Origin of the sequence: Idiomarina sp. OXR-189 (assembly GCF_034373425.1) — a bacterium.
Taxonomy (GTDB): Bacteria; Pseudomonadota; Gammaproteobacteria; order Enterobacterales; family Alteromonadaceae; genus Idiomarina; species Idiomarina zobellii.
In genome coordinates this window covers 875,855-897,169 of the sequence record NZ_CP139706.1, presented here as the reverse complement: position 1 = coordinate 897,169, position 21,315 = coordinate 875,855, and the positions used below count along the sequence as shown (strand labels likewise).

19 protein-coding genes and 1 tRNA gene are annotated in these 21,315 nt (G+C 48.1%); 10 read left to right on the top strand and 10 right to left on the bottom strand.

The features are described 5' to 3' along the window. Nucleotides 1–50: 50 nt before the first annotated feature. The gene (locus UM402_RS04405) at nucleotides 51–1,349 is read left to right on the top strand and encodes a capsule assembly Wzi family protein (protein ID WP_058579463.1); all 1,299 of its coding nucleotides are present in this window, start codon (nucleotides 51–53) and stop codon (nucleotides 1,347–1,349) included. Here UM402_RS04405 and UM402_RS04400 read toward each other — a convergent pair. From UM402_RS04400 to UM402_RS04385, 4 genes are read right to left on the bottom strand one after another with little or no spacing between them, the layout of a single operon-like run. Further along, a complete protein-coding gene (locus UM402_RS04400) occupies nucleotides 1,346–1,885 on the bottom strand; it encodes a PqiC family protein (protein WP_058579464.1) in 540 nt (179 codons plus the stop codon). The two genes, UM402_RS04405 and UM402_RS04400, sit on opposite strands and share 4 nt — an antisense overlap. Further along, nucleotides 1,875–3,518 (bottom strand): intermembrane transport protein PqiB, encoded by a 1,644-nt coding sequence (gene pqiB, locus UM402_RS04395; RefSeq protein WP_058579465.1) that lies wholly within the window; start codon nucleotides 3,516–3,518, stop codon nucleotides 1,875–1,877. Before pqiB ends, UM402_RS04400 begins: the two co-directional genes overlap by 11 nt. Next, complete coding sequence (locus tag UM402_RS04390) at nucleotides 3,515–4,768, bottom strand: paraquat-inducible protein A (protein WP_286875488.1); 1,254 nt, start codon at nucleotides 4,766–4,768, stop codon at nucleotides 3,515–3,517. Before UM402_RS04390 ends, pqiB begins: the two co-directional genes overlap by 4 nt. Continuing rightward, nucleotides 4,734–6,554, bottom strand: a complete 1,821-nt coding sequence (locus tag UM402_RS04385) for a cation:proton antiporter (protein WP_058579466.1) — start codon at nucleotides 6,552–6,554, stop codon at nucleotides 4,734–4,736. Before UM402_RS04385 ends, UM402_RS04390 begins: the two co-directional genes overlap by 35 nt. A gap of 171 nt (nucleotides 6,555–6,725) precedes the next feature. On the opposite strand from UM402_RS04385, the gene UM402_RS04380 reads away from it, so the two are divergent. From UM402_RS04380 to bfr (UM402_RS04340), 9 genes are all read left to right on the top strand, one after another. After that, nucleotides 6,726–7,751, top strand: a complete 1,026-nt coding sequence (locus tag UM402_RS04380; protein ID WP_058579467.1) for a Fe(3+) ABC transporter substrate-binding protein — start codon at nucleotides 6,726–6,728, stop codon at nucleotides 7,749–7,751. A 21-nt stretch (nucleotides 7,752–7,772) separates the two neighbouring features. Then, entirely contained in the window at nucleotides 7,773–9,401 is a 1,629-nt protein-coding gene (locus UM402_RS04375) for an ABC transporter permease (RefSeq protein ID WP_058579468.1), read from the top strand. Continuing rightward, entirely contained in the window at nucleotides 9,402–10,460 is a 1,059-nt protein-coding gene (locus UM402_RS04370; protein WP_053952896.1) for an ABC transporter ATP-binding protein, read from the top strand. A 12-nt stretch (nucleotides 10,461–10,472) separates the two neighbouring features. Next, entirely contained in the window at nucleotides 10,473–11,414 is a 942-nt protein-coding gene (locus tag UM402_RS04365; protein ID WP_053952897.1) for a CorA family divalent cation transporter, read from the top strand. Nucleotides 11,415–11,516: 102 nt separating this feature from the next. Continuing rightward, nucleotides 11,517–13,391 carry an acetate--CoA ligase gene (locus tag UM402_RS04360; protein WP_053952898.1) on the top strand — a complete coding sequence of 625 codons (1,875 nt, stop codon included), beginning with the start codon at nucleotides 11,517–11,519 and terminating at the stop codon, nucleotides 13,389–13,391. 43 nt (nucleotides 13,392–13,434) lie between these two features. Continuing rightward, nucleotides 13,435–14,409, top strand: coding sequence for a calcium/sodium antiporter (locus UM402_RS04355; protein ID WP_053952899.1), 975 nt, complete (start codon nucleotides 13,435–13,437; stop codon nucleotides 14,407–14,409). A gap of 85 nt (nucleotides 14,410–14,494) precedes the next feature. Continuing rightward, nucleotides 14,495–14,719, top strand: a complete 225-nt coding sequence (locus tag UM402_RS04350) for a bacterioferritin-associated ferredoxin (RefSeq protein ID WP_074668873.1) — start codon at nucleotides 14,495–14,497, stop codon at nucleotides 14,717–14,719. 34 nt (nucleotides 14,720–14,753) lie between these two features. Then, the gene (gene bfr / locus UM402_RS04345; protein ID WP_053952900.1) at nucleotides 14,754–15,230 is read left to right on the top strand and encodes a bacterioferritin; all 477 of its coding nucleotides are present in this window, start codon (nucleotides 14,754–14,756) and stop codon (nucleotides 15,228–15,230) included. Then, complete coding sequence (bfr, locus tag UM402_RS04340; RefSeq protein ID WP_053952901.1) at nucleotides 15,230–15,697, top strand: bacterioferritin; 468 nt, start codon at nucleotides 15,230–15,232, stop codon at nucleotides 15,695–15,697. The genes bfr (UM402_RS04345) and bfr (UM402_RS04340) overlap by 1 nt, the downstream gene beginning before the upstream one ends. 53 nt (nucleotides 15,698–15,750) lie before the next feature. On the opposite strand, the gene UM402_RS04335 is transcribed toward bfr (UM402_RS04340), so the two are convergent. The 6 genes from UM402_RS04335 to UM402_RS04310 all read right to left on the bottom strand — a co-directional run bounded on the left by UM402_RS04335 (nucleotide 15,751) and on the right by UM402_RS04310 (nucleotide 21,153). Further along, a complete protein-coding gene (locus tag UM402_RS04335) occupies nucleotides 15,751–16,089 on the bottom strand; it encodes a hypothetical protein (protein ID WP_058579469.1) in 339 nt (112 codons plus the stop codon). A 181-nt stretch (nucleotides 16,090–16,270) separates the two neighbouring features. Next, a tRNA-Ser gene (locus tag UM402_RS04330) sits at nucleotides 16,271–16,358 on the bottom strand. 46 nt (nucleotides 16,359–16,404) lie between these two features. Further along, nucleotides 16,405–18,036: a methyl-accepting chemotaxis protein gene (locus tag UM402_RS04325; protein WP_058579470.1), complete on the bottom strand. Its 1,632-nt coding sequence runs from the start codon at nucleotides 18,034–18,036 to the stop codon at nucleotides 16,405–16,407. Between the two features lie 126 nt (nucleotides 18,037–18,162). Then, on the bottom strand, nucleotides 18,163–18,825 hold the full coding sequence (locus UM402_RS04320) for a gamma-glutamyl-gamma-aminobutyrate hydrolase family protein (protein ID WP_058579471.1): 663 nt from the start codon (nucleotides 18,823–18,825) through the stop codon (nucleotides 18,163–18,165). Beyond that, nucleotides 18,798–19,775 carry an amidoligase family protein gene (locus UM402_RS04315; RefSeq protein WP_058579472.1) on the bottom strand — a complete coding sequence of 326 codons (978 nt, stop codon included), beginning with the start codon at nucleotides 19,773–19,775 and terminating at the stop codon, nucleotides 18,798–18,800. Before UM402_RS04315 ends, UM402_RS04320 begins: the two co-directional genes overlap by 28 nt. Beyond that, nucleotides 19,768–21,153, bottom strand: coding sequence for a M28 family metallopeptidase (locus UM402_RS04310; RefSeq protein ID WP_058579473.1), 1,386 nt, complete (start codon nucleotides 21,151–21,153; stop codon nucleotides 19,768–19,770). The genes UM402_RS04315 and UM402_RS04310 overlap by 8 nt, the downstream gene beginning before the upstream one ends. Nucleotides 21,154–21,315 lie beyond the last annotated feature (162 nt).

Sequence of the window (21,315 nt, the reverse complement as noted above, 5' to 3'; positions counted from 1 at the left end):
AAAAAGTCTGGCACTATATAATGCAATTCTAATAACGAAATTATCTGTGAATGCGCTTCATTAAACACACATATTTAGCGGCAGCCTTGTGCGTCGCCGCTGCGTCACCCTCATACGCTTCTGTCTGGATTGAAGCGAGCGATGTCGAGTTACGTAATAGCCTTATTGTTCTTGCAGAGTCAGGTTTAATAGAAACACCTATTCAGCAGTACCCGGTAGCCTGGAAAAGCATATTACCGCAATTGGACGCGCTAGACCCAAGCGAACTTTCAAATACTCAAAAGTTGGCACTTCAACACGTTCGACACAGTTTGTCACAGGCACAAAGTGGACCAAAAACACGTTGGTATGTTGCGGCTACAGACACTGAAAATGCAGTTCTTGATTACGGTGACGACACCTATGAAGAAGGCAAAATCAGTCTAAGTCGCACCATGCATGGTGAACGCTGGGCAGCTCGTTTACAAATCAATTACCGGCAGGATCCGTTCGAAGGCGACCATAAAAAGACATTAGACGGCAGCTATCTCGCCTACAACCTTAATGACTGGAGTTTTAGTGTCGATGCATTACCACTACGTTGGGGGCCGGCCGAGCACAGTAGCCTGCTCTTTTCTAATAATGCCCGACCTATTCCAAAAGTTCGCGTTGACTATGCCCCTGACTATCCTCCGGCAGGCATGGCTCCGTTCAAAATCAGTTTATTTAGCGGTTACCAGGACGACGGCTACAGCCAACATTATCAAGTTCACGGCATTCGCTTTTCCAGCCAGTTTCTAAGTAAGCTTTGGTTCGGCATTAGCGCCATAGAACAGCAAGAAGATACTATCAGTAACCGAATGCTGACCGCTGACGCCAGAACCGGCTTTAACTGGGGCAAACACCAATTTTCCGCTTATGCTGAAATTGGTATCGATAAGCAATTAGAAAGTGATGATAAGCCGGCTTACACCCTTGGTGGCCAGTGGATGATGGGCTCTGACAGCGTTCGTCATAGCGTTACGGTCGAATACAGTCAGTTAGACGGCGGCAATGAGCATGACTTTTATTCGACGAACAACGCAGGAAGGCAATACTTTTTAAGTCACCAGCGGAACCCGGGCTCACCTTTTCCCAAAGGGAGTCAAACTGCGTCGTTTAGTTACCGTCAGTTTTCAAATGATGGTTCCGCCTGGACCGTGTTAGTCAGTCGCAGCAATAACGACGGAGCCGACAGCACATCGCGCGCTTTAATTCGTCGTACACAGCCAGTTTGGGACAGTTTAGTCAGGTTATCGGTTCAATACCTTGACTCACCTGTGATTGATCAAGACGTTGGCGTTCAATTCAGCTGGGAGTGGCGGTTTTAATCGCCACTCATCGAGTTAACAGACAAGCTAATAGTGTCCATACTGTGCAACCAGGCTTCATCTAACGCATTGACTAAAGCTGAGTAACCGTCGGCTTTTAATGGCACTTTTTCAGTAAATGCACCACTGACTGTATTGGCGCTGTTCTCCATCTCGTATTGCCAATGACCGGCAATGACCGCATGCGAATTATAACTCCCATAAAAATCTTCAATGGTGACAGTTAAGAGTCCAGTGCAGTCATCGTTCAGCATTAGCCGCTGAATGCTGCGTTGTAACTGGTTCGACAAAGGCGTGCTCCAGCGGTGCTGTTTTGCCGTATGCCAACGCGTTTCATCCTGCTGAATTTGTATTCCCATTTTAGACGCCGCTTCACCTACGACAATGCTTCGCTGCGATGCGGGACAAATGGCGTCAACCGACTGGCTTAAATGCGGTAAACGATACTGCGTAATATTGTAACTTTGGCTAGAACAGCCCGCTAAAAACAATGCCGCTAAGCTTACCGAGCCGGCTAATACGTTTTTAATTTTCATAGGCTTTTGGCTCCGGATCTGGTGTCACTGATGGGCTAAAAATCAGTGAGTTAGGTTGCTGCTGAAGCTGCTCAATAACTGGCTGTAAATCTCTTGAGAGCTTTTCAACTTCATTTAAGGTCTGGTTTAACTGCCGGCGCGTCGGCGAATCATCACTTAAGCTACCGGTTAATTCTTGCAGCTGTTGTAAGTTTTGCTTCAGTAATTTTGGAAGCTGGTTTATCTCTGGTTGCTCAAGCACTTGCGCCAGCGATTTTGATATGCCATTTAACGTGTTAGCCGTATCATCAACCGACTGCATCGCTTGAGAGAAGTCCGACAAACTATTCTCTAGCGGCAGTTTATTAAACTTATCCATCAGCTGCGTTAGCTTTTCCTCCAGGCGTGTGAAATCACTAGCCATCGCCGGCATAACCGGGTAGCCGGCGAACTTCTGGTCACCCTCAACCGGCTCTGCATCAGAGTAGAAACTGACATCGACAAACAGTGTATTTGTCAGCAAGTTTGACGCCCGTATATTAGCTCGCAGCCCCTGCTCAAAAAGCTCCGGTAAACGTTTTCCCCAACTATTAATATTGGTGTCAGCCACTAACCCCCGTAATCGCTCGGGTTCAAAACGAATTAGAATAGGAATGCGTTTTAGAGGTGCCTCGTCGTCCTCATCCGGGAACCAGCGCAACGGAACCTCTCTAACCGTGCCGACACGCACACCTTTAAACTGCACAGGAGCTCCTTTCTCAAGTCCTGCTATGGACTCGTCAAGCAACACCACATAGTCAATGCCATGAATAAAGCCTTGTTGCTTAGCTTCTTCTAAACTATTAAATAGCTCAAAGCTTGTTGACTGTTGCAGCGTATCGCCCCGCGGCTGGCCTTCCGGCACTCCAAAAGTAATAGCAGCACCGAGCAAAGAGTCTATTGAGCCAAGGGCAAGATCAATGCCCTGAGAGTTCCACTGAACCGATACGCCACGTTGTAACCAGAAACGCGTATTTTCTGTCAGTAATTCATCATAAGGGGCTTTCACAAAAACTTGATAGCGGCTCTCACGCTTATCCACCAAAAACTCCGTTTGCTCAACTTGGCCAACCGTGAAGCCCTGGTACTGAACGGAGTCTCCGACAGACACCTGACTTTGACCGTCACTTACTAGCGTGAGTCGCTTGCCGGGCGTTTCCTGAGGTGTCACCGGCGGATTTTCGAGCGCCGTGAAATGCGATTGAAAATCGCCACCATCACCCGGCTGTAATTGAATATAAGCACCTGACAGCAAGGTACCCAGGCCGCTCACGCCACGACGCCCAATTCTGGGTTTCACAACCCATACTTCAGTGTCGCTATTCAGCATGCGATCAGTGTCCTCATTCATTGACACTTCAATCACCGCTTCTTTAAAGTCGTCAGACAAGCGTACTCCTGTGACCTGCCCAACATCGACATTACGCACTTTTATCCGTGTTTTTCCCGGCTCTATACCCTCTGCATCTGACACCGATATGGTAATTGTCGGGCCAGCGCCACTTGTGTCCTGCCAAACCATCCAGCCCGCAACAAGAAATGCGACGATAGGCACTATCCATACCGGCGACAGTACTTTTAAACGGCTGACTTTCGCGACATCGGGTTCTGTCATTTCTCTGCCTCACGCCAAAATAAACGAGTATCAAAGCTCATTGCCGCTAACATGGTCAATACTACAGCAGCGCCAAAGGCGATAGCTGCAGCGCCCGGGTAAACCGACATTACGGTACCGCTTCTTACTAACGCAACCAAAATAGCCACAACAAAAATATCTATCATCGACCAACGGCCAATCCAGTCAGTAACTTTATACAGAACCAACCTATGATTGACTGCTTGCGGCGTTTGCCAACGTGCCAACGCCATCAATCCCAACAAAGCGAGTATCTTAGCAACAGGAATAACTAAACTGGCAATAAATACAATAGCAGCAATAGGTGCATCGCCGGACTGCCATAGCTCGATAACGCCCCCAATAATGGTCGATGGCTGGGCGGCACCAAAACGTACTGTTTCCATTATCGGTAACCAATGAGCAGGAATCAGTAAAAGCGTAGCTGCGACAATTAATGCCAACGTTGCCTGTGGAGAGCGCCACCAGTGTCGGTCAATATCGTCCCCGCAACACGGACAATCTGACACGCCAAAAGACACTAATCGGTGACACACTTCACACACCTTATAACCTTGTTCGTGTGCGGTGATTCCAGCTTTTGCATTGTTGAGCGTTTTTGTTTGCTTCCCAACGACCGACCATAAGTTCATCGTATTCACTAAGTAATAGGTCACCAATAAAAACGCAACAAACCCGCAAAACAGCCAAAAGCCCAACTTTAATTGAACATTAGCAAGCCCAGAAATTTTTATCAGCGAAATTAGCGTCCCCAACAAAAACACATCGACCATAAGCCAGGGTTTAACGTGCGAACTTAATCGCAAGAAATAACGCGCCAAGGCTGACGCTCTTGCTTTTATGGCGACAAACACAGCGATAAGACTGAACAAATACAGTAAGGGATACAAAATAACGGTAAGCAAAACAATGACAGCCAATAACTTTTCATGAAAGTACGATAGTTGCCAGGCGGCATCCAGAAGCGTCATTGACTGAGTCAGTCCAGAGCTATCGTATTGAATAAAGTCTAGAGTTAACGCAAAAATAAGTAAGACAACAGCGGTAACAGAATAAGCCAGTAACTTGTCTGCCCGGTACTCTGATTTGCCAAGCAGCCTGTAGCCACACCTTGGGCACTCAGCTTTCTGACCTATTTCAACAGCCCCGATGCGGCTAATTAAGTCGCATCGGGGGCAGCCTAAAATATCAGGCTCAGTTGGCGTTAGGTTTCTCACTTTCTGACTCATCGCTTTCCGTCGAAATCATCGCTATAACCGTCCAGCCTGGTTGCGGTATTAACTCACGCTCAGTCGTGAAAATATGCAATTTCTCTGCTTCATCAATTGCAAACATTGGCAGTGCTCGTGTGCCGTATTTTTGCTGATAATCCGCAAAGCTGAAGCTGTCGGTAATAGGTGTCGATTTAATTTTAGCCCCCTGAAAGTGAAGGCTCGCTAACTTCGAATACGTCACACTTTCACCGAATAAGTTCAGGGTCTTACGGTAGCTTTCCGTCAGCTGGTGGCTTGCCCGATAGTCCTGCTCACCGCCATTTAGACCATGCACTTTTCTGGAACCAAACCAGTCTTGATAATACATCGAAACTAACGGGTTTAACTGTTTATAAGGCGACATCACCAACAAGCGGCCCAGGCCTGTTAAGTCGATATTATTGGACGCATGCTCAGAAGCTGGATTACCGAAGTACACTGGCAGGTTATCCATACGCGCCAGCTTAATATTTTCCCAGTTGGTATCAGCAAGGCGTACATTCACGCCACTTTCCTGCAAGGCTTTACCCACGGCCCGCGCCATTTGGTTAGCTCCGAATATCAAGAAGCCTTTTGCCGCCGGCTCCAGCAGCCCTAACATTCTCGCCAGCGGTTTAGCCGTTAAGCTCTGCAGAACCACCGTAGTCATAATTACAAGAAACACCAACGGCACTACCGCTGCAGCCTCTTCCCAACCGGACTCTTCCATTTTTAATGCGAATAACGCTGAAACAGCTGCTGCTACAATACCCCGAGGGGCAATCCAGGACAGTAGCACCTTATCTTTAAACCTAAGCTCTGTGCCTATAGCAGACAGCCAAACCGCTAACGGACGCACGGCGAACAAGATAATTGCGATAAGAATGACCGCAGGCATACCCAGAGCATCGAATTCAGCAAAGTCGAGACGAGCAGCCAGAATAATAAAGAGCGCAGAAATAAGGAGTACACTCAGTGTTTCTTTGAACTCCAGTATTTCTTCCATGTTCAGGTTTCGGGTATTTGCCATAACCATACCCATGACAGTCACCGTTAACAGACCTGATTCATGCTGAATAGCGTTCGACAACGCAAATACACCCAACACTATGGTTAATGTCGCAACGTTTTGCAGGTAATGAGGGAACCACCCGCGTCCAAGCGCCAGTCCCAACAAACGCGCGGCGCCCCAACCTAAAGCAAAGCCAATAGCTACCGTTGTGGCAAACGCTTGCAGTGCATGTAAAAAGGCAACGTCCTGACTGGCAATAATGAATTCATAAACCAGAACTGCGAGCAATGCGCCCAACGGGTCAATAATAATGCCTTCCCAGCGGAGAATGTTCGCAAGCTTATTAATAGGGCGAATGGAACGTATCATTGGTTGAATAACAGTAGGCCCTGTCACAACCACCAACGCCCCAAACAACGCGGATATTTCCCAGCCGTACCCCATTATAAAGTGGGTAAGAACGGCAATAACCAAAAAGGTCACTAACATGCCAACGCTAACCAGGTTGGTCACCATTCGGCCGTGCCCTCTTATTTCCTCAAACTTTAGCGTTAGACTGCCTTCAAACAGAATGACAGCAACGGCTAAGGACACAAAAGGAAACAACAAATCATCGAATAACGCATCAGGGTCTAGCCACCCTAATGTTGGCCCAAGTACCAAGCCGCAGATAAGCAGCGGCAGTATGGCTGGTAGCTTAATACGCCACGCTAACCACTGGCAGCTAATGGACAGCACACCAATTAACGCTAGCAATGATAATTCCGACATAAATTCTCCGCATGTAGGCAGTCGTTTGTAGAATAGCAGAAGCTAAGTTATTGACTACCCACAAATTGAAAATTTGGATGACATTTTCAAATGAGAATGGCTATCATTATTCATTTACTCTGATATAATCGAGCGAAATTCATCGAACGTTCGTATAGAGGTCAAAAAGATATGCGCAAGTTAAATCGCTTATTAACGGTTATTGCTGCGACTTCTGCGACACTGGTGTCATTCACTAGCGCCGCTGCTGAAGTCAATATTTACTCAGCACGTAAAGAAGCCCTAATCAAACCTGTTTTAGAGCAGTTCACGGAAAAAACGGGAATTGAAGTCAACTTGCTGACAGGTAAAGCCGATGCGTTATTGGCTCGATTAGGCTCAGAAGGCGAAAATACGCCAGCAGACCTATTCTTAACGGTTGACGCTGGAGCGCTCTATCGCGCCGTTGAAGCAGACGCATTTCAGCCTTTAAACTCCGAAATTGTCGAGTCGGCCGTGCCGGAGCATTTCCGCTCAGAAGACAATCTGTGGTTTGGTTTAAGCCTGCGAGCTCGCCCTATTTTCTACTCTCCCGAGCGCGTTGACCCAGAGCAGCTTGAGTCTTACCTAAGCCTGGCTGACGAGCAATGGAATGACAGAATCTGCATTCGTTCGTCCAACAACCTATATAACCAGTCACTGGTGGCCGCACTGCTTGATCACCATGGCGCAGAAAAAACCGAAGCCTGGGCTGAGGACTTTGTTTCAAACTTTGCTCGTAACCCGGTAGGCGGCGACAGAGACCAAATTAAAGGTGTGGCTTACGGCGTTTGTGACGTCGCTATTGCAAACACTTACTACTTTGGCCACATGCTGAACTCAGACGACGCGGACGAGCGCGAAGCTGCCCAGAAAGTGAAAATTTTCTGGCCGGCTCAAGATGCTCAGGGCACTCACGTTAATGTGTCTGGTATCGGTATTACCAAGCACGCCCAAAATATTGACGAAGCTCAAAAACTTATCGAGTTTTTAGTCTCTGAGGAATCTCAGAAATGGTATGCTCAAGCCAATTACGAATACCCCGTACGAGACGGTGTTGAGTGGAGTGAAACACTTCAACAGTGGGGTGAGTTCAAACAGGACGACATTTCAATGGACGTTCTGGGTGAAAACAACGGTGAAGCCGTACGTTTAATGAACCGTGCCGGCTGGCGTTAATTTAAACATGGAGTGTACTGCATGAGCCGTGGCACGCTGTTACTTTTTGCCGTGGCGGTATTAATAGGGCTGCCACTTATTGTGGTGGCCCTATCCTTATTAAACCCGCAATGGGATATCCTTGCCCACCTTTGGCAAACGGTTATTCCTGAGTACATTAGCCACTCTCTTATTTTATTGGTTTGCGTTGGTCTGGGCGTAACCGTGCTGGGAGTGAGTACCGCTTGGTGCATCAGTCAGTACGACTTTCCCGGTTGGCGATATTTAAGCTGGGGCTTGCTGTTGCCGCTGGCCATGCCCGCGTACATAACCGCCTACACCTACACCGGCTTGCTTGACTATGCTGGACCTGTGCAGCAACTCCTTCGCGATCTCTTCAACGTATCCATTGGCGATTACTGGTTCCCGAATATTCGCAGTTTGGGCGGCGCCGTATTTGTTCTTTGCGTTGTTTTATACCCCTATGTTTATTTAATTACCCGTGCCGCTTTTATGCAGCAGTCGACAGCAGCCTTTGAAAGTGCAAGAACACTGGGGGCGGGCTCACTGAAAAGTTTCTGGCGAGTTGCCATGCCATTAGCACGCCCAGCCATTGCCACGGGTGTCACATTGGCGCTAATGGAAACACTGGCTGACTACGGCACCATGGAATACTTCGGTGTTACTGTTTTTACCACCGGTATTTTCAGAACCTGGTATGGCATTGGCGACGCCCAGGGTGCACTGCAGCTATCGGCTCTGCTACTGATATTCGTCATTGTATTAATCATGATTGAGCGCTACTCGCGACGCAGGGCCCGCTTTTACCAACAGCGCTCGTCAAACCGCACACCACAACGACGTCCACTCAAAGGCTGGCGAGCTGGGCTGGCTTCTTTTACCTGTTGGCTACCCGTTGTTTTAGGCTTTCTCATTCCTGCCTCGCAACTGCTTTGGTGGTCGGTAGAAAAATCGGATGTTTGGTTTGAATCTTCATTCTGGGTGTTAACCGGTAACACGCTTTGGTTAGGCCTATTAGCCGCATGTATTACTGTTTTGCTGGCATTGTGGTTGGCCTATGGTCGCCGTCGCCACCCGACTCGCCCCTTACGCGCTGCAATTACGCTGGCAGGCATGGGATACGCTATTCCGGGAATTGTTATTGCAGTTGGGCTACTGTCGCCGCTGGCCTGGTTAGATCACCAGCTTATCGCAGCCAGTAAGTGGCTTTTTGGTATGAACCCAGGGCTGATATTCTCGGGTACCGTTATCGCCTTGCTCTTTGCCTATAGCGTTCGTTTTCTGTCGGTATCGCTACAAACGGTAAGCTCAGGGCTTGAGCAGATTACCCCGCAAATGGATGACAGTGCCAGAACTTTGGGGGCCAGCGGCCGCCGTATTTTATGGAAGGTTCATTTACCGCTGTTAAAAAGCCCGCTACTGGCTGCGTTAATCTTAGTCCTGGTCGATGTTATGAAAGAGCTGCCGGCAACGTTAGTGCTACGACCTTTTGATTTCAATACACTGGCCGTTCGCGCATTTGAAATGGCTTCTGACGAGCGCTTAGCCGATGCTGGTCCACCGGCACTGATGATAGTTGCGGTTGGGCTTATTCCGGTTATGATGCTGTCCCGGGCGCTGCGTAATAAATCCATTAAAACAGGAGATTAAATGAGTACTTTACTGAATCTCGAATCGGTCAGTATCGAGCTTTCTGGCAACCGTATTGTTGATCAGCTCAGTTTATCTCTTGCGCCCGGCGACATTGGTTGCCTACTAGGTCCTAGTGGTTGTGGGAAAACCACGTTGCTGCGCGCCATTGCCGGTTTTAATCCAGTATCGTCTGGTAAAATCTCATTACACAATAAGGTTGTTTCGAGCAATTCAATGCAGTTAGCGACAGAAAAGCGGAATATCGGCATGATGTTTCAGGACTTTTCACTGTTTCCCCACTTAACTGTTGAGCAAAACATTCGCTTTGGTATTGAAGACTGGAGTCAGTCAGAGCAAGAGCAACGCGTTAAAGAGCTGCTCCTGCGTATTGATCTTAACGGTTATCAGAAGCGGTACCCTCATGAACTTTCAGGTGGACAGCAACAACGTATCGCTCTGGCCAGAGCATTAGCACCACGGCCTCAATTAATGCTTCTGGACGAACCATTTTCCAGCCTGGACGCCGAGTTGCGTGAAATTCTGGCGCACGACGTTCGTCACTTATTAAAAGAAGAGAATATAACGGCGCTGCTGGTCACACACGACCAACAGGAAGCCTTTGCTATGGCTGACAAAGCCGGCGTTATGTACTCAGGTCAACTCTTGCAGTGGGAAACCCCGTACGAGTTATATCACGAGCCCACACACGAGCTGGTTGCTGACTTTATTGGCCGCGGTGTTTTGCTGCAAGGCGAAGTGAAAGAGCACAAACTGCACAGCGCCTTTGGTGTTATCGAGCACGACGACATTAAAAACCACCCGAATATGCAAGTGAACTTCCTGGTTCGCCCGGACGACATTGTCCTGAATAAAAACAGTGCTATGAAAGCTATTGTCGTTGGTAAAGGCTTTCGCGGTTCCCACTATCTCTACACACTCGAGTTATCCGATACCAGCCGTGTGCTTGCCGTAGGTCCTTCACACCAGCCTCTCAACGATGGCGCAACCGTAGGAATAGACGTAGACTTTGACCATTTAGTGGTTTTTGACGCATCATTGTGTGAGTTACCCGACTAAAACGAGGCTCAAATGGACTTTCTGATTGATAGCTGGGACTTTTCAACAAGTCCCGCCACCGCCTGCGCGTCGCCAACGACTCATCAGCCGAATTGCTGGTTTCACTTCCAACGGGACGCTGAGGGGCTTAGCGGTTGGCTAACTCAGGCCGGTATTCCGGAGCCTCTCATTGACGCCGTACTGGAAGAAGACACCCGCCCTCGTTTTCAACGCTTACCCGACGGCTTTATTTTGCTGCTACGTGGCGTTAACCTAGCCAGCGGTGAACAACCGGAAGATATGTTGAGCCTACGCCTGCTCTATTACAAAGGCGCGCTCTATACCTTTAGAAAACGTCCGTTCAATGCCATTGCGCATTTGCGCGATCAGCTTAAACATCAATCCGGCCCGGACTCTTTGCACGACTTTATTGTCAGCCTTATTGAGCAAATTAATCTAAAAGTCGAAGACGTGGTGTCAGACGCTGAAGACGCTATTGAGAAAATTGAAGGGCAAGGCTTCGACGACACTGCATCTTTGCAGGTTCAGCTGACATCACTGCACCGCCGATTATTGCGTTTAAACCGTTTCATACGCCCGCAATTAGCGGCGTTAGAAAAGCTCACCACAGAAGCCGAGCGCATTATGCCAGGTGAGTTGCATCAATGGCTCATTAACGAGCGCGACACCACCCAACGACTGTTCGAGCAAATAGACTTGATGCTTGAGCAGATTTGGATGCAGCGCGAACAAATACAGCAAGCCATCGCCGAAAAAATGAATCGAAACACTTACTGGCTGTCGGTTATTGCCGGTGTTTTCCTGCCATTAAGCTTTCTGACGGGCGTTTTCGGCATTAATATTGGCGGTATGCCAGGGGTAGAAAGTGAGGATGCTTTCCTCATTTTCTGTGTTGCCCTAGTTGTTATTGCCGTTGTCGAGTTCTTACTACTACGGCGTCTCCGATTTTGGTAAAAATCTGTAAAAGTCACCTTAGTTAGACCTAAGTCGAATGGGAAATTGCGGGTAACAGAATAAGCTTGAAAGCATCAGTATTTAAGAAGTAAGGACAGTGCTATGCAAGCTTATAAGAAGCTTTATTCTGAAGCCCAGCAAGACCCGGAAGGATTCTGGCTTGAGCAGGCCAGTCGCCTAGACTGGTTTACCCCACCCAAAACCGCAGCCAATGTTCGAAAAAACGGCATGGCTGACTGGTTTCCGGACGGCAAAGTAAATGTCAGTCATTTAGCGTTAGACGCACAAATTAATGCAGGTCGTGGTGACCAGGTAGCACTGTATTACGACTCTCCCGTTACCAATACACAAAACCATTACACCTATAGCCAGCTTAGGGAAGAAGTGGCGGCTTTTGCCGGCGCCTTAAAGGCTCAGGGGGTTAACGTTGGTGACCGGGTGGTTATTTATTTACCAATGATTCCACAAGCTGCCATTGCCATGCTGGCCTGTGCCCGCATTGGTGCTATTCACTCTGTTGTGTTTGGCGGCTTTGCTGCGCATGAGTTGGCGGTTCGAATCGACGATGCTAAACCCAAGGCCATTGTCACCGCTTCTTGCGGTGTCGAGGTTAACAAAGTTCTTGAGTACAAGCCCATTGTCGATAAAGCCATAGAGGAAGCAACACACAAGCCCAGCTCAGTCATTGTTCACCAAAGACCGGAATGCACAGCCGAGCTGAACAATGACGGTGATATCGACTGGAAAGATGCCGTCGAAAAAGCGACACCCGCAGAGCCCGTTGCCGTACCTTCAACACACCCGCTGTACATTCTCTACACCTCAGGAACCACCGGTAAACCGAAAGGGGTGGTGCGCGACCACGGCGGTTACGCAACCGCTTTAAATTTCTCAATGAGCTATGTGTATGGCTTAAAACCCGGGGACACCTTTTTTACCGCCTCAGATGTCGGCTGGGTTGTCGGGCACTCGTACATTGTCTACGGTCCATTAATTTTTGGGTGCAGCACCGTTCTGTATGAAGGCAAGCCCGTTAACACGCCAGACGCGGGGGCGTTTTGGCGTATTATCGAGCAGTATAAAGCTAAAGCGGTATTCTCAGCACCAACCGCGTTCCGGGCTATTAAAAAAGAAGACCCCGACGGCAAGTTTTTGGAAAAGTACGATATTAGCTCATTAGAGCGAATTTATATGGCAGGCGAGCGTCTTGACCCGGCCACCTATGAGTGGACCACTGAGTTGACCGACAAACCGGTTTACGATCACTGGTGGCAAACCGAAAGCGGCTGGCCAATGTGTGCCAACCCGGTCGGCATTGAGGCGGCTAAAGTTAAACCCGGTTCATCAACATTTCCGGTACCCGGTTATGAAATATCGGTGCTCGACCCTCTGGGCAAGTCGGTCGACAACGGCGAGGAAGGTGCCATTTGTGTCAGGTTACCCCTGCCCCCTGGTTGCCTGACAACCGTCTGGGAAGACGAGGAGCGTTTGCACAACAGTTACCTGAAAGCCTTCCCGGGGTACTATTGCAGCGGCGACGGTGGCTACATCGACAAAGACGGCTATGTCTTCATTATGGGACGTACGGATGATGTTATTAATGTCGCCGGTCACCGACTTTCAACAGGCGAAATGGAAGAAATACTGGCCAGTCATCCCGCAGTGGCCGAATGTGCTGTTGTTGGACAGCCGGACGATCTTAAAGGTGAGTTACCCATCGGTTTTGTTATATTGAAAAACGCTGTCGATATTACTCAAGAGCAATTACAGGACGAGCTCATACAGCTCGTTCGCAGCAAAATTGGCGCCATTGCCTGTCTGAAAACCTTACACATTGTTCCGCGTTTACCCAAAACACGCTCGGGAAAAATTCTGCGCCGGATTATTCGACAGTTAGTACAAGGCAACGAGGTGTCTGTACCATCAACCATTGATGACCCAACAAGTATTGATGCTTTAAAACAAACACTGAGTTAAACTAGCGCCCATTGTTTATTCAGTGGGTAAAGCGTGAGTTTTTATGGTGTTATCAATAGTTGCAGTTATTATTGGCCTGGCGGTTCTGGTTTGGAGTGCTGACAAGTTCGTTGAAGGAGCCGCCGCCGTTGCTCGTCATTTAGGCATGGCGCCATTGGTTATCGGCATGGTGATCATTGGATTTGGCACTTCGGCCCCGGAAATGGTTGTCTCGGCCATTGCCTCTATTGATGGCAACCCTGCTCTAGCATTGGGTAACGCCTATGGCTCTAACATCACCAATATCGCTTTAGTGCTCGGTATAACCGCTGTATTAGCCCCTATTGCCGTGAAGTTAGTGGTTATTCGCCGCGAAATGCCGGTACTTATTGGTATTACGCTCCTCAGCGCTATTTTTTTACTGGATTATGAAATTACCCATCTGGAAGCGGCTATTCTTCTATTGGTTTTCTTTGCTTATATGGGCTGGTCCGTTTGGGTTGGTTCGAAAAGCGGTGACGACGCGCTCGCTGCTGAATACACTCAAGAGCTCGACGAGCATCCTCTGCCGATGAAACCCGCTATTATTTGGTTAATTGTTGGCTTATTACTGCTTATTGTAAGCTCAAGAGCATTGGTTTGGGGCGCAGTGAATATTGCAACAGCATTAGGTGTCAGTGACCTTGTTATTGGCCTGACCGTCGTTGCCATTGGCACCTCATTGCCGGAGCTGGCTTCTGCTATTGCGGCAACACGCAAAAATGAACATGACCTGGCATTGGGTAATGTAATTGGCTCAAATATGTTTAATACCTTGGCTGTCGTGGGTATTGCCGGTGCTATTAAGCCTATTACACTAGAGCCTCTGGTACTCAGCCGTGACTGGATTGCCATGGCCGTTCTGACATTGCTATTAATGGCCTTTAGCATACGTAAAGCTCGTCAGGGCCGCATTAACCGTGTCCACGGCGCTATTTTTATCGCTTTATACATTGCTTATACACTGTACCTGCTTAAAACTGGTTTTATTAACCCTTAGTAAGTACGGTAAGTACCACTCAAAAGCTATTGCAAATAGTTCGCATTTAAAATAGACTATCACTAACTCGTTGAGGTGATAGTCTATGTATGTATGTCTTTGTAAAGGAGTCAATGATAAAACCATCCACCAGGCCGTAAGCCGTGGAGAGGTTTCGTCAATGCGTGATCTCCGCCAGCAATATGGCGTAGCGTCGCAATGTGGCTGCTGTAAAGACTGTGCAAAAACCGTTCTTAACGAGGCGCTTCAGGAAAACTCCCCGAAAAAATCTCAAGAGACTTCGCTGCCAGTATCAGTGTGCTACACTTAATTCATACGTTGTGAATTAAGAGGTAGCTCGAACTATGAAAGGTGATGCAAAAGTTATTCAGCAGCTTAATAAGGTGCTGACCTTAAAGCTGACCGCTATCAACCAGTACTTTCTACACGCCCGCATGTACCAAAACTGGGGCTTCAACAGCCTTAACAAAGCTGTCTACAAAGCATCTATCGAAGAAATGAAACATGCCGACGTTATTATCGAACGCATTTTATTTCTTGAAGGTATTCCCAATTTACAAGAGCTAGGAAAGCTGTATGTTGGAGAAGAGCCTCGCGAAATGTTAGAGCTTGACCACAAGGTGCAGTTTGGTGACGTCAGCGCCATACGCGACGCCATAAAAGTCTGCGAAGAGCACAAAGACTATGTCAGTCGTAAAGCGTTACGGGATATTCTGGACGCTCAGGAAGAGCACCTGGACTGGCTGGAAACTCAAATTGATCTTATCTCCCGCCTTGGTAATGAGGTGTACTTACAAACAAAAATGGATGAGGCTGAGTAATGCGCAGAGATAACAATGTTGTTGAGCAATTAAACCGTTTGCTCGCGTTTGAACTGACATCAATTGACCAATACACCTCCCACTCACGTCAATACGAAGATTTTGGCTTAATGAAGCTTTATGAGCGCATTAACCATGAAATTGATGACGAACGCGGCCATGCAGACTTACTGATTCGTCGTATTCTATTTTTAGAAGGCGAGCCGGACATGAAAAGCCGTGAGCCGCACAATATTGGCTCTGACGTTCGTGAAATGCTGGAAAACGACTTACAGCTTGAGTACAACAATGCGAAAACATTGCGTGAAGTTATCGAGTACTGTGAAGAAGTCGACGATTACGTAACACGCGATATGTTGGTAGGCATTTTAAAAGACACCGAAGAAGACCACGCCTACTGGCTGAAAATTCAGTTGGGCTTAATGGACAAGCTGGGTGAACAACTTTACTTACAGAAAATGATGTAAGATTTGTTTATGAAAGCAAAAAGGCGCCAGAGAGCGCCTTTTTAGTATCTGGCTTATAAGCCGTAGACCGTGACATAAAACTCGTCAGCATCGTCGGTCGACTCAACGGTATACTCTACCGGCACATTGCTCTCACCACCCGGGCCAGACATAATTAAATCGGCCGCGCACTGGTAAGTATCCAGCTTTTCATCGTGCCCCTGCGTGCGAATAGCGTCTAATGACATATCAATTAAGTTCGCAAATTCAGTTCCAAACTGAGCAACTAACTCGTCATTGCTAATTTCTAACACTAAATCGACCGTTTCAGAGTCACTGCACGCCGGCGTTCCGCCGCTGCACGCCGATAACATAATTGCGCCTGCCACTACCGGTAAAACTCGCTTAAACATAACCTGTCCTTATTGGTTTTATTACTTGGCAGGAAAGCGCCAGAACAAAATGCAATGTCACACCTTCCCTGGTACTTACCTATTAAACGAATTTTTAAACTACCACCCGGGGGGATTATTGCAATAGAAACGAGTCTTGCAGACACAAAAAAACCGCCACAAGGGCGGTTCCTTTTGTATCTGGCGGAGAGAGAGGGATTCGAACCCTCGATACGTTGCCGTATACACACTTTCCAGGCGTGCGCCTTCAGCCACTCGGCCACCTCTCCAGAACGGCCGCTATGGTAGGGGTTTTGGCCGTTCTAATCAAGGGCTTTAAGCAATTTTAAAGCGCTTCATGCCATTATTTAACCGTTTTGCTAGCTCTTGCAGCTCGCGGCTGGCTTCACTAATTTGCTCTGAGCCCGCAGCGGCTTGCTCAGCTGCTTCGGTGATAGAGGTGAAGCTCTGGTTAATTTCTTCTGCAACAGCGGTTTGCTCTTCAGCGGCTGTTGCTATTTGTGCGTTCATGTCGCTCATTTTCGCAACCGAGGTGTTTACAGACTGCAATGACTCCCCTGCTCTGCGCGCTTGCTCGACGCTCTGTGCTGCTTTTTCGCGACCTTGCTCCATTACGTCAACGGCGTTGGTTGCACTGCCACGCATGGTTTCAATAAGACTTTGAATGCTACGTGTTGAGTCCTGAGTTCTGTTTGCCAGTGCCCGAACTTCGTCGGCGACTACTGAGAAACCTCGCCCATGTTCACCTGCGCGGGCTGCCTCTATGGCTGCGTTCAGCGCCAGCAAGTTGGTCTGGTCAGCAATGCCTTCAATAACCTCTAACACTTTATTAATTTCAGCGGTATTGTCAGACAGTTCACCAATAACCGCTGAAGCACTTTCAACCTGCTTAGCCAGCTCTTCAATAGAGCGCACCGTTGCTTCCACTTCACGGCTGCCATTGACGGTTTCCTTGTCGGTGTCATCGGCTAGCTGCGCCGCTTCTTCGGTATGCTGTGCAACTTCACGAACCGTTTGCGACATCTGGTGAATGGCTGTTGCACCTTGAGTAGTTTGCTCTTGTTGTTCAACCACAAGCTTCTGATTATTGCCAGCAGTTTCGGACAATTCAGAAGATGCGTCAACTAGGGTATTAGCCGACTCGTTCACTTCCTTCAACAAACCCTGTAAACGGCGCACCATGGTGTTTACATCATCCATCATGCTGCCTTTGTACTTAGACCGTGTCTCAACCGTTAAATCGCCATCCGCAATTTTCTGAAGCACCTCGGCTGCTTCTTCTGGCTCACCACCAATTTTATGTGTGAGTCGAACCACAATTCTCCAGGCAACCAAACCACCGGCAATAATTGCAAAGGCGGTTATCCACCACATTAACGTGGCAAAGTTTTCGCTTCGCTCCATAACACCCTGGGTGCCCTTAGAGATGCTCGCTTCCTGATAGTCGATAAAGTCGTTAATACGGTTAAGCCACTCAGCGTAAATAGGCCCCAGCTCACGAATAACGTAGTCCTGCGCTTGCTGACGTTGGTCCGACTGCAGCAAACGCTCAACTTCCGCAGCAGACTCTAAGCCTTGTTCACGTATTTGCGCTATTGCCGCTAATAGCGATTTTTCCTCGCTATTAACGAGCTGCTCGTCAGAAATAATTCGCTGCATACCCTGTTGAGACTCTGCGTAGTCATTTTTTAGCTTCGCAATAAGCTCTCTCAAAGGCGGCCGTTCGCTGGCACGCTCAACTAACACTAAGTCGCGTAAAGCAATGGCTCTGTCGTGCACACTGCCACGGTAATTGATAGCAAATCGTTGTTTTTCACTACCGACCTCGTTGACACGCACCAGAGTTTTATCAATTTCGCCTACTTGGTAGGTGCCGATAATGGTGGTTATTGCAAGCAATAACAGAATGAACGCAAAGCCTGCGTATAACCTATTTGCTATCGTCATCTTTCTCTTACCTCAAAACTGCCGGGGTTTATATTTAGTTGAATGTTTATACAGAATAACTGAAAGGAAAGATCAGAAATAACCAATAAAATGAGATGAAATTAATCGGTTTTAACGGTTAATTATTTAACCTGCTAATAACCAACGAAAAATTCTAAGTTGGCTGGGTACGTAAAACATATATTCCGGGTGCCACTGAACGCCAATAACAGCTTGTTCCCGACCATCACTCTCAGACGCCTGAATAAAGCCATCTAAGTCCCAGCCGGTAGCTCGTATGCCTACACCCACCCGTTTTACAATTTGAGAGTGCAGACTGTTCACGCGGAGCTTATTCTTCTTGCATACTTCAGACAGCAAACTGCCCTTTTCTAAAAACACTTGTTTTGTCGGCAATAAACCCGGACGGTTATAGGTCAGCTTTCTCAAATCTTTTATGTTCTGGTTCAGTTCACCACCAAGCACGACATTAATAAGTTGAGAGCCGCGACAAATGCCCAAAAGCGGCTTTCTATTCTCAAGCGCCCACTGTATCCAGCGAATTTCAATGTCATCGCGATCGGGGTCATATTCGCCATCGGGCTCGGGAGGCTGGTTGTAGTGAGACGGACTGATGTCATCGCCACCACCAATAATTACGGCATCCACGTTGGGGCTTTCACAGCGGTGCCTGACACTCACTCTTATGGGGTGAGCACCAAGTAGCCTGAGCGCCAGCCAGGTGCACCACCACGAGGGAGACCACTTGCGTGCGGCCCCTGTTACCACCACTCGCGGTCGCTGAGCCATTGCGTTAGCCTTTCTTTCCAGTCCGTTTCGGCGACGCCCATTATTGGCCTTTCCGCCTCGAGAAATGCATTGCGCCAATAAGCCAAAGCGTTTTGGTCACTTGCCAAAGCTTCTATCACCCACCATAAGTTCCATTCTTCACTAAGCTGCCAGCCGGGATGCTCAATTTGGCAATTCGGAAGACGGTAATGAAACGTTGGACGTGCTTTTATTTTTCCGTCATTAACAGCGTTCATGACCCTGTCTTCGTCAACCATGCTAAACAGCGGAAGCATATCAAGCGCTCGGTTTCGAGTTGCGTTAAACGACAGATAATCATCAATAAGTGTCGACATATCAGCCTCGTCCTGAGTCATCAGGCGGTGCAGATAGTCTTCGGGGTACTTATCAATATATGGGCTGATTTTGCGTGTGGTATCAACCTGATGCTTCTCGATTAGCCACCATTGCAGCAGACCATAGGCCTGCAAATATCGCAGCACGGTTGGCGCATCGAGTTTAGGAATTTCAGCATTGATATGAACCCCATAGGCGGCTATCCAGGACTCATCGGTACCTTTTGCGCCTGCGTTACGAAGCTTATCAACGAGCGTTGTCAGTACCTTGCACTGCTCTAGCGTTAACGGTGGGCAGACAATTTCAATCGGCACCCAACGCTCCGCTAAATTGCCCAGCTCTTTTAACAGGCTGGACTCGTCGGCGCCCTCTGCTTTCGCTTTTTTCTTAAGGTACGCCCAGTCAATTTCGACATTGAAAGTGCCTAAGTCGGACGTTTTAACTTTGTGCTCTGCTTTTGATTCACGAACACATTCGCCATCGACGACTGAGCACAAAATTGTCGATGTCTGTTCTAATGTTAAGCCACTGAACTCCAGCTCAAAACCAACAGTTCTTGGTTCGTCGCTGTCATTCAGTGGCACAGGTAGTTCTTTAAAGTACGTCTCACTCAATCGAAAACTGTCCTGCTGGTCCTGGGAAAACAACCGGGCTTTCAAAGCCGTCTTTGCTTACACTAGCTACACCAAAAATGTAGTTATCGATCACAATGTTTTCCAGCGTGTATTCATTCACGTTGCCAACATAACGGCTAAACTGCCACTGTGGTGCGTCGGTTAAACGCCAATACACTTTATAACCAGCAATGTTCTCTTCGTCTTCGCTTTGCGCACTCCAGCTTAACGTTGTATCTGGTTTAACCGCCCCTTCAATTTCAACGTTCGCCGGTGGTCGTGGAGCCCACGCCATGCTAGCCAATGATGCGGCGTTCAATGCGGTGAGTTTAGCGGCATATTCAAAGTTCACACCATCAATAGTGTCACCATACTTAATGCCATTTTCGGTACGCAAGTCCTGATGCTGACGGTTGTAGTTTTCATTCGTTTCCATAATACGAATGCCCGGATAGCCGAGGTCGTTAAAGGGTCTGTGGTGACCGCCTCGGCCAAAACGGTCTAAACGATAAATCACCATGGTATCTAAATTCGGCACATATCGGTCTGCCACCCAGTCTATGTAACGCGCTAAATTGCGAGACGGAGAGTCAACCTCCCCACCATAGTAACGACGCATAGTGGCTTCGCGGTCAGACTCGTTCATACGGGTGCCCTCAGCAAAAATGCGCGCTGTTGAATTGTTGATAACACCGTTAATGCCTTCAATGTTGCCAATCATGTCGTTATTCAACACGGCGGTTAGATGCCACTCTTCATCTTTCGCTTTCTTCGCTAAAATTTTACCGCCAAACAAGCCTTGTTCCTCGCCCGCCAAAGCGGCGTAAACGATAGAGCCATCAAACTCGTATTGACTCAGCACGCGTGCCGCTTCCAAGGTGCCTGCAACACCTGAGGCATTGTCATTTGCGCCGGGAGCGTCTGATGTGTAGTCCATAACGTCACTAACGCGAGAGTCGATATCGCCTGACATCATGACGTAGCGATTCGGATCGGTTGTTCCTTTTTGAATAGCAATAACGCTTTTTACTTCTACCGGGTCTGGAATGCGGTCTTCGCCAGACACAACGTCACTGACATACATAACTTCCAGACAACCACCGCAGGCTTGCGATATTTTCTCAAACTCCGAATAAATCCAGCGGCGCGCAGCACCAATACCACGAGTATCGGATTCAGTTTCTGACAAAGTATGACGGGTGCCAAAGCTGACTAACTTACGAATATCTTTTTCTATGTTGTCGGCTTCTACGGCTTTCACAATGTCGTGCAGTTCTTCTTTGTCTTCATAGCTGACAGCATTTTGAGCGTTGGCGCCAAATGAAAATGCGGCACCTAGCCCCAGTAACAGCGCAGGCGCTAACCATTGTTTAGTCATAAAACAACCCTTCTTAACTATTGAAGTAATGTCATTCGATTATGCGGTATGACAACCGTGATGAAAAGGCGCTTAACCCCGAACACTTTGCACTGTGCGTTAAGTAGCGGCTAATATAGGACAGTTTGTTCTGCGCTATTTTGCGGATACATTTTCTTGACG

Excerpts from the sequence above, each read along its gene's own strand:
- UM402_RS04405 (WP_058579463.1), top strand. The coding sequence starts at position 51 with ATGCGCTTCATTAAACACACATATTTAGCGGCAGCCTTGTGCGTCGCC.
- UM402_RS04400 (WP_058579464.1), bottom strand. The coding sequence starts at position 1,885 with ATGAAAATTAAAAACGTATTAGCCGGCTCGGTAAGCTTAGCGGCATTG.
- pqiB (WP_058579465.1), bottom strand. The coding sequence starts at position 3,518 with ATGACAGAACCCGATGTCGCGAAAGTCAGCCGTTTAAAAGTACTGTCG.
- UM402_RS04390 (WP_286875488.1), bottom strand. The coding sequence starts at position 4,768 with ATGAGTCAGAAAGTGAGAAACCTAACGCCAACTGAGCCTGATATTTTA.
- UM402_RS04385 (WP_058579466.1), bottom strand. The coding sequence starts at position 6,554 with ATGTCGGAATTATCATTGCTAGCGTTAATTGGTGTGCTGTCCATTAGC.
- UM402_RS04380 (WP_058579467.1), top strand. The coding sequence starts at position 6,726 with ATGCGCAAGTTAAATCGCTTATTAACGGTTATTGCTGCGACTTCTGCG.
- UM402_RS04375 (WP_058579468.1), top strand. The coding sequence starts at position 7,773 with ATGAGCCGTGGCACGCTGTTACTTTTTGCCGTGGCGGTATTAATAGGG.
- UM402_RS04370 (WP_053952896.1), top strand. The coding sequence starts at position 9,402 with ATGAGTACTTTACTGAATCTCGAATCGGTCAGTATCGAGCTTTCTGGC.
- UM402_RS04365 (WP_053952897.1), top strand. The coding sequence starts at position 10,473 with ATGGACTTTCTGATTGATAGCTGGGACTTTTCAACAAGTCCCGCCACC.
- UM402_RS04360 (WP_053952898.1), top strand. The coding sequence starts at position 11,517 with ATGCAAGCTTATAAGAAGCTTTATTCTGAAGCCCAGCAAGACCCGGAA.
- UM402_RS04355 (WP_053952899.1), top strand. The coding sequence starts at position 13,435 with ATGGTGTTATCAATAGTTGCAGTTATTATTGGCCTGGCGGTTCTGGTT.
- UM402_RS04350 (WP_074668873.1), top strand. The coding sequence starts at position 14,495 with ATGTATGTATGTCTTTGTAAAGGAGTCAATGATAAAACCATCCACCAG.
- bfr (WP_053952900.1), top strand. The coding sequence starts at position 14,754 with ATGAAAGGTGATGCAAAAGTTATTCAGCAGCTTAATAAGGTGCTGACC.
- bfr (WP_053952901.1), top strand. The coding sequence starts at position 15,230 with ATGCGCAGAGATAACAATGTTGTTGAGCAATTAAACCGTTTGCTCGCG.
- UM402_RS04335 (WP_058579469.1), bottom strand. The coding sequence starts at position 16,089 with ATGTTTAAGCGAGTTTTACCGGTAGTGGCAGGCGCAATTATGTTATCG.
- UM402_RS04325 (WP_058579470.1), bottom strand. The coding sequence starts at position 18,036 with ATGACGATAGCAAATAGGTTATACGCAGGCTTTGCGTTCATTCTGTTA.
- UM402_RS04320 (WP_058579471.1), bottom strand. The coding sequence starts at position 18,825 with ATGGCTCAGCGACCGCGAGTGGTGGTAACAGGGGCCGCACGCAAGTGG.
- UM402_RS04310 (WP_058579473.1), bottom strand. The coding sequence starts at position 21,153 with ATGACTAAACAATGGTTAGCGCCTGCGCTGTTACTGGGGCTAGGTGCC.